At 42.4% G+C, this 8,192-nt stretch carries 5 protein-coding genes; 2 read left to right on the forward strand and 3 right to left on the reverse strand.

The features are described from left to right. Positions 1 to 7: 7 nt before the first annotated feature. The gene (locus FXV77_RS04105; RefSeq protein WP_148917898.1) at positions 8 to 3,265 is read left to right on the forward strand and encodes a DUF5107 domain-containing protein; all 3,258 of its coding nucleotides are present in this window, start codon (positions 8 to 10) and stop codon (positions 3,263 to 3,265) included. A 20-nt stretch (positions 3,266 to 3,285) separates the two neighbouring features. After that, positions 3,286 to 4,917 (forward strand): L-lactate permease, encoded by a 1,632-nt coding sequence (locus tag FXV77_RS04110; protein ID WP_222867689.1) that lies wholly within the window; start codon positions 3,286 to 3,288, stop codon positions 4,915 to 4,917. A 6-nt stretch (positions 4,918 to 4,923) separates the two neighbouring features. Here the strand turns inward: FXV77_RS04110 and lnt are convergent, their stop codons facing one another. Genes lnt through rsmI form a run of 3 tightly spaced genes read right to left on the reverse strand, consistent with a single transcriptional unit; the run spans position 4,924 to position 7,916 of the window. Then, on the reverse strand, positions 4,924 to 6,540 hold the full coding sequence (gene lnt, locus FXV77_RS04115; RefSeq protein ID WP_148917900.1) for an apolipoprotein N-acyltransferase: 1,617 nt from the start codon (positions 6,538 to 6,540) through the stop codon (positions 4,924 to 4,926). Between the two features lie 3 nt (positions 6,541 to 6,543). Further along, on the reverse strand, positions 6,544 to 7,209 hold the full coding sequence (locus FXV77_RS04120) for a PH domain-containing protein (RefSeq protein WP_148917901.1): 666 nt from the start codon (positions 7,207 to 7,209) through the stop codon (positions 6,544 to 6,546). A 41-nt stretch (positions 7,210 to 7,250) separates the two neighbouring features. Beyond that, positions 7,251 to 7,916, reverse strand: a complete 666-nt coding sequence (rsmI, locus tag FXV77_RS04125; protein WP_148917902.1) for a 16S rRNA (cytidine(1402)-2'-O)-methyltransferase — start codon at positions 7,914 to 7,916, stop codon at positions 7,251 to 7,253. Positions 7,917 to 8,192 lie beyond the last annotated feature (276 nt).

Genomic DNA, 8,192 nt, shown 5'->3' on the forward strand with positions numbered 1-8,192 from the left:
ATTTATCATGAAATCTATAAAAATATTAATCTTTATTTCTCTATTTATCTTTAATACGAATGCACAGACGGTGCGGGTTACTGTTGGCCGTACCACGATTCCAACCTACTCTGAACCTGCAAGGGAAGACCTGCCCATGTTTGCGGAGAACCGCGTGCATCAACGTTCTTCTGGAAACCCTTACCCTAATAAGATTGTCCTTCAAGTGAACAGGGAGGAAAAAGTAGATCAGGAATATACCCTTATTATCCTTGAGAACGAATTTTTGGAGATTCAGATTCTGCCGGAACTGGGCGGGAAAATCTATGCTGCGAAAGACAAGACAAATGGTTATGATTTCTTTTACAAGAACCATGTTGTCAAGCCCGCACTAATAGGGGCACTGGGTTCCTGGACATCTGGTGGGCTTGAATTTAACTGGCCGTACCACCATCGTGCTTCCTCTTTCATGCCGGTGGATTACGAGGTAGAACATCTTGCTAATGGTGGGGTGATCGTATGGCTGTCAGAGCATGACCCGGTGGACCGTATGAAAGGAATGGTAGGAGTCGTGCTGAACCCGGGAGAATCTATATTTGAGACACGCGTTAAGTTATCGAATACTACTTCTCTTCGACGCTCCTTTCTGTGGTGGGAAAACGTAGCCGTACCCGCGAACCAGAACTATGAGATATTCTTTCCCCATGATGTCAGCCATGTCTATTTTCACTATAGACAATCTGTTACGACCTATCCCATAGCATCCAATGCTACGGGGATATTCAATGGTATTAGTTTTGCCGGGGAAGTTGATATTAGTAAGCATAAGAACACGATCCAGCCAACTTCTTTTTTTAGTGCGGCATCAGATTTTGACTTTTTCGGTGGATACGATGCAGGGCAAAAACGTGGTGTCGTGCATGTTGCTGACCACCACGTTTCACCGGGAAAGAAAATGTTTACCTGGGCCTATAACCAACTGTCGGAATCCTGGGAAAATGCCCTGACCGATACCGATGGAGCTTATCTTGAATTAATGGCGGGAAGCTATTCGGACAATCAACCTGATTTTACGTGGTTGGAGCCTATGGAAACTAAGACGTTTTCTCAATACTGGTTTCCTATTGGTGAGGTAGGCGTACCGGACTTTGCCAATACGGCCGGTGCGCTGTATTGTAAAGATGCCATCAAGCTTCAATTGAATAAAGCAAACGAAATACAAATCATCATTAAAAATGATGATGAGGTGCTTTTTTCGGAAAAGAACAGTATGAAAGCCCGCCAAGAGTATACGCTTTCTACCGACATGAAGATGCAGGAGGGATATTCGATAGAAGTAAGGGACAACGACGGTCTTGTTCTGATGTCTTATACCATGAAGGAATACGATAAATTCAATGTTCCTCACACGCGAGAGGGCTTGCCGAACTTTAAGGAGATGGAAAGTCCGCAACAGCTCTATCTGGCGGGATTGCATGTAGATCAGTACAGGGATCCGGCTACCCAGAGCGGTAGCTATTATGAAGAAGCCATCAGGCGGGATCCAAATTTTGCGCCGGCTCTTCTTGCTTTAGGAGAATATAAATTCCGCCATGCTTTTTATACAGAAGCACTGGATTATTTATTGAAAGCAGAAAAAGTACTTACCCAATTCAATATCCGTTTGGAAGATGGAAAATTGTACTACCTGCTGGGACAGGTATATTTGGCTCTCGAAGATCGTTCAGCAGGTTATGATTATCTGCAGAAAGCTGCATGGAGCGGTGCTTACGTTTCGCCCTCGATGACATATATATCTTTGCTGGATATAGCGAATGGGGCGTACGATGAGGCATTACAACATCTTCATACTTCGACTGTTTACCATCAGGATAATGGTGTTGCCAAGGCACTTAAAATATACGCGCTGCATCTGAAGGGAAATAAAGAAGAAGCAGCTGCAGAATTGGTTTCGATTGAGGCAGACGACAAGATGAATCATCTTGCCCGCTTTTTTGGTGTTTTAACAGGGAATATCACGCAAGATGATTTTATGGAGAAAATAAAGACAGACAGGAACCAGGTCTGTTTAGATCTTGTGGAATTTCTTCTGACCGCCAATCTCAAAAAAGAGACGATTACCTTACTGGAAATATTGCGCGAAAAAGAACCGATATGTTTTAGTTTATCGGCAATATATGCGGATTTGACAGGTACCACACCAGATAATTCGGCTACCGAGGGGATCGCCTTTCCAAATCGCCAAGTTGAAATGAAGGCTTTGACAAGGTGGGCTGATCAGGGAAATGAGAAAGCTAAATTTCAGTTGGGATGTGCATTATATGCCAAAGGTCATTTTAAAGACGCAGCTGCGTTATGGGAGGATATTGCATCTCCTGATTACCGCGCGCTACGGAATTTGGCAGTAGCCTATTACACACATCTTGATCGTAGAGAGGAGGCTCTTCCACTGCTCCAGAAAGCCTTGTCTCTTAACCCTAAAGAAGAGCAGTTGATTTTTGAGGCAGTGTACGTAATGGGGAAGACCGGTGTATCGCCCAATGAACGCATCTCATTTTTGAATAATCACAAATCTACCATTACACGAGATGATATCATGTTGGAGTGGACACGGGCTTATACCATGGCGGGGCAGGAAGACAAGGCGTTGGAATTGCTTACAAGCAGGGGTTTTGTTCCCGCCGAAGGTGGAGAGCATGCTGTGGCAGAGCAATATATGATGGCTTACTATTTCAAAGGGCGTAGACTAATGACACAAAACAAGATGGAAGATGCCGCCGTATGCTTTAATAAAGCCCAAACTTTGCCGCAAAATTTAGGCGCGGGTCTATGGAATATTGTCAAATTAGTGCCTTATAAATACTATGAAGGTATCTGTCTGAAGTCTTTAGGGCAGGATGCTAAAGCACGGGAAAATTTTGAGTTTATTACGAATATAGAGATCGATTATTTCAGCAATATGCATCTTCCTGAACTGCCATATTATCAAGCACTTTGTTATAGAGAAATGGGCCAAAACCAAAAAGGAAATGTTTTGATCAACTATACGCTTCAAGACTGGAAAGAAGCCATAAATAAAGTAGACCCTGGTTATTTTTCAACGACGCCTTTTTTTATCAGTTTCTGTGAGGACAGTACGCAGCAACGGACAGCTTATTACAGTTATTTGCTAGCAAAGGCCTATCAATATATCGGAAATACGACATTGAAAGAAATGTATATTCGTAAAGCTATCGTTAATGATCCTTATGCACTGCATATTTTTGCGACCGACCAATTGGATTAGACGCTTAACTGACTTTATTTATGCAAGCAATTTTAGCATTCTGTCCGATTTTTATCGCTATGGTGCTGTTGATAGGTCTGCGAGTTCCTGCACGGTATGCGATGCCGGTTGTATTAATCGTTACGGCGGGCATCGGTATTTTTATCTGGGAAATGGATGTTTTGGTCATTGTGGCATCAGCTATACAGGGGTTGTTCATTACTGTGGATGTACTATATATTATAGTGGGCGCGTTGTTACTCCTCTCTGTGCTCAAGTATTCAGGTGGGTTGGAGGCTATTCGTTATCATTTTACACTTATCAGTTCGGACAAACGGGTTCAGATTGTCATTATAGGATGGCTTTTTGGTTCGTTCATGGAAGGAGCATCCGGTTTTGGTACGCCCGCTGCGGTTATCGCCCCCCTTTTGGTTGCCTTGCGTTTTCCGGCGATGGCTGCTGTTCTCGTGGGTTTAATGGTGCAGAGCACAGCTGTAACGTTTGGAGCCATCGGGACACCTATTTTAATTGGTGTAAATAATGGACTTGCAGCGGATAGCATTGATGCAGCAGAAAAGTTACTGTTTATACAGGAGGTTACTGCACAGGCCAGTATAATCCATGGTATCGTAGGGACCTTTATACCCTGGTTTATGATGGTGATGGTCATATTGTCTTTTGGAAAAAAATCAGATCGGAAAAAGTGCATTACCATTGCTCCGTTTGCTATTTTTTCCGGTCTAGCTTTTACAATTCCCTATATGTTGACGGCTATCTTTTTCGGACCAGAATTTCCATCGCTACTGGGGGCAATGGTAGGCTTGATTTTGGTAGTCGTTGCCGTTAAATATAAGTTTCTCTTACCAAAAGATACATGGGATTTTCCTGAAAAGGACAACTGGCCAGAATCTTGGTCAGGGAATATTCAAGTGGATGAAAATAAGAGTTTCGACACCTCAATAGGGCTTTTTAAAACATTGCTTCCCTATCTTCTTGTTTCGGTTTTGCTGGTTATTACAAGGCGAGAGGAGTGGGGGATTGGTGATTTGCTGAAGAAATTTAATATTTCTTGGCCGTTTATCTTCGGAACGGACATTTCGGCGAATTCTACCCCACTGTATTTGCCGGGGACCATGCTGATCTTAGCAGCTTTATTTGCCGTATTTCTTTATAAAATGCCCAATAAGAATTTTAACAAAGCGTTTAAGGAAGCTCTTCATACTTCGTTTAAAGCCGCATTTGTACTTATGTTTACGATTCCAATGGTACGGATATATATAAATTCCGGGATAAATAACAGCGATCTAATGAGTATGCCGGTTGCGTTGGCCGAATGGACTGCCTCCAAAGCCACCAGTATATGGCCACTTGTTTCCCCTTTTATCGGAGCGTTAGGAGCCTTTATTGCCGGGAGTAATACGGTCAGTAATCTTATGTTTACAGAATTTCAGTATAATGTTGCCAGCAAGTTAGGCTATTCAGAAGTTCTCATTGTCTCGCTGCAAGCGGTAGGCGCGGCCGCAGGTAATATGGTCGCCATTCATAATATCGTGGCGGTATCCGCCGTGGTTGGATTAATGAATAAAGAAGGGATGCTTATAAGAAAAGCAATTATCCCGACACTCTATTATTTATTATTTGCCGGGATATTAGGTATGATACTAACCCTTTAACCCATGCTATCTCAGTTTTTTCCTTGTAAAAACCAAATAAATAGAAAACAAAATACCCACTAATGCCAAATACAGCACCAAATCACCATTTTTGGTATAAAAAGTCAGCTCTTCGTTCAAGTTGATTTCCTGTGTTAAAGCATCTGGTGTCCACCAAGTTGTTTTTTGGACAATATCTCCACGTTGATTGATGAAGCCGGAAATCCCCGTGTTAGCAGAGCGCGCTACCCAACGTCGGTTTTCTATTGCCCGTAGTTTAGCATAAAGCAGGTGCTGGTCTTTTCCCGAAGTATTGCCCCACCAACCATCGTTGGTCACAATGGCAATAAACTGTGCGCCTTTCCGGATATAATCAGCTACATAGTCACCCCAAATGGATTCATAACAAATAACAGGAGCTGCTCCAATACCACTCTGAGAATAGAATACGGACGGTTCCTCTTGACTGCCGTACCCCCCTGTAGAGCCACCAAAATGTGCAAAAAGCGGTTTCATAAAGCTCAATGTTTCTCCGAAAGGAAGCTGCTCTACACCGGGAACTAACTTGGATTTGTGATAGAACTGCAGCTTACTCGATTGGTCGATCAACACCGCCGCATTATATGGGTCGAGGAAAACACCGTTCCCAAAATCTCTGGCAGTTGGGGTTTTCGGATAGTTGTAAATCTGGTAACTCTCGATACCGGATAACACATTGCCGTTTTTGTATTTATGCAGGAAATTTATCACACGTTCATAAGCCGGATAACTTCTGAATTGCTCTTCGTCAATTCCACCGCGCTCCGACGAAAGGGCGGTTTCTGGCCATAAGAAAAACTCGGTATTTGGTTTGGCAATCCCTTCGGATAGTTCCAATAACGTGGATAGTTGGTCCGCTGGAGGAATAAAACCAAACTTTCCATAAGGGTCTATATTCGGTTGAACGACGACGACTTCCGATGGATTAAGATGTTCTTTGTAAGTATTATACTGTATAATGGATATCGTTATGGGCAGAACTAAGGTTGCGACGATGCCGATCATAAGTTTTTTAGAAGGAAAGACTTCTATTTTTTTGCGTTTTTGCCAGATTAACAGAAACACCAATAAATTAACCACCCAAATCCATACCGTGCCACCGAAAACGCCTGTAAAGCTATACCACTGGATAAGCTCGTGGAAATTAGCGAATCCATTTCCCAGCGTCATCCAAGGAAATGCCAAATCCCACCATTGGTGTAGAAACTCATAGCCCAACCAAAAAGAAACCAGTCCGATAAAACTGTAACCTATGGCTGTTTTTTTACGCAGTTGATAATAAAGCCGAAAAACGACAGCCATCAGTAGCGGAGCCAATCCAAAAGGAATAAGGGAAATAAGAAGCGATACATAGGACGGTAAATAGGCATTCATCGCATTATATACCCAGTAGATAGAAGCAGTATTCCACACAAAACCCGTGAGGAAACTCAACCAGAAGATCTTTTTGCCTTTATGGGCGTAATTCCCCCTCATGACTTTTTCAATAGCAATGAGTAACGGTACGAAACCCACGAACAACAATGGACTGCTATAAGGAATAGGCGGCCAGGCCAACCATAAGATAACAGCGCTTAAAAGTGCTAAAAGGTAATTTTGTTTCACGAATTAGAGTTGTGATAAAAGTTCTGACTTTTTGTTTTCGTATTCGGATTGTGTGATTAACTGTCTGTCGTAAAGAGTTTTAAGTTTTTTTAATTTTTGTGTGAGCTCATCATCTTCTACAACGGATATATTGGATTGTTCTGTTATTAATTCCTCGTCCTTATTTTCTTCCGCCAACGGTGGTGTAGCTGGTTCATCAACGACAGGTTGCACCGGTAACGTGAAATGCTCGGTGGGTTTTTGTTCGGGAACAACCGGCGTAGGCTCTTCGGTTTTGTTTCCTGATGGATTTTCCAACGCCGTTTTGATAAGCTGATATAATTTTCGAGCTTGCACCTTTGGGATATAATCGATCGTAAGGTTCTCCCCCGTAAAAGGTATGACTGTTACTTTCGAACCAAAGATCTCCTCCTTAAAAGCAATATCCTTGATATCGGTCCACGAAAAAATTTCGAAATTGGTTGCCAATCCCAGTTTGGTAAACTCACAAAGGAAAATGCGTTTGTTGCTGATCGTAATGCTATCGGGTAGCAGCGTCACCGCCGGCTTCTTCTGCAGTGCGATGTATTGGATATACTCACCGGCAGTCAGCATGTCGACGATCTTATCATGGATTCTTTCCGCTACTTTGGCGTCTTGTCCATCCTGAATAAATTTATCTATACTCATTTTTTTCAAATTTCATTCGTCCCTTAATTACTTGTCATTTGTCATTCTCTTCCTGCTACACAAAATACAAATTCCCCTTTAATAGGATGTTGTTCAAAATGTAATTTTAGCGTTGCAAGTGTTCCCCTAATTGTTTCCTCGTACAATTTACTTAGTTCCCGCGAAATAGAAGCTTCTCTATCCTCACCAAAATACTGTATAAACTCTGCTATGGTTTTGAGGATGCGGTGCGGGGACTCGTAAAAAATCATCGTTCGCTTCTCCTCCACGAGTTGTTTTAGACGCGTTTGGCGTCCCTTTTTGACGGGCAGGAACCCTTCGAAACAAAATCTGTCGTTGGGTAGCCCGGAATTGACTAATGCCGGTACGAAGGCAGTAGCACCAGGCAGACATTGTACTTCCAATCCCTCCTTAATAGCCTCTCGTACCAATAAAAAACCGGGATCGGAGATGGCAGGGGTTCCGGCATCGGATATTAATGCGATATGTTGTCCCTCTTTCAAAAAACGGATGATTTCAGCGACAGCCTTATGCTCGTTATGTTGGTGGTGCGCAAATACTTTCTTCTCAATGTCAAAATGTTTAAGAAGGGGGGCACTTGTACGGGTGTCTTCCGCAAGTATTAAATCAACTTCTTTCAAAATACGTATAGCCCGAAAGGTCATATCCTCCAGATTACCGATAGGCGTAGGTACTAGATATAGCATGACCAAAAATAAGAATTAGTTATGAGTTATAAGGGAGGAGTTATGAATTATAAAAAAATATCCCCCTCGGGGTGAGGGGGATTAGTCTTCAAAATCTGTGAAGTCGTCACCATCGTACGCGAACTCCTGGAGATCTACGTAGTGGTCTTGTTCGAAAATTTCTAAATCTTTTAACATGTTTATTATATTTTACACTACAAACATAATACAGTAGTGTGAACTCCAAATGATGCTTATATCAAATAATTGTTAATATAATGGATAATGCTTCTAAAG

It is taken from the genome of Sphingobacterium phlebotomi, assembly GCF_008180195.1.
GTDB classification, from domain to species: Bacteria; Bacteroidota; Bacteroidia; order Sphingobacteriales; family Sphingobacteriaceae; genus Sphingobacterium; species Sphingobacterium phlebotomi.

Bases quoted from the DNA above. Each gene is read 5' to 3' on its own strand.
- rsmI (WP_148917902.1), bottom strand. From the start codon at position 7,916: ATGCTATATCTAGTACCTACGCCTATCGGTAATCTGGAGGATATGACC.
- FXV77_RS04110 (WP_222867689.1), top strand. From the start codon at position 3,286: ATGCAAGCAATTTTAGCATTCTGTCCGATTTTTATCGCTATGGTGCTG.
- FXV77_RS04105 (WP_148917898.1), top strand. From the start codon at position 8: ATGAAATCTATAAAAATATTAATCTTTATTTCTCTATTTATCTTTAAT.
- FXV77_RS04120 (WP_148917901.1), bottom strand. From the start codon at position 7,209: ATGAGTATAGATAAATTTATTCAGGATGGACAAGACGCCAAAGTAGCG.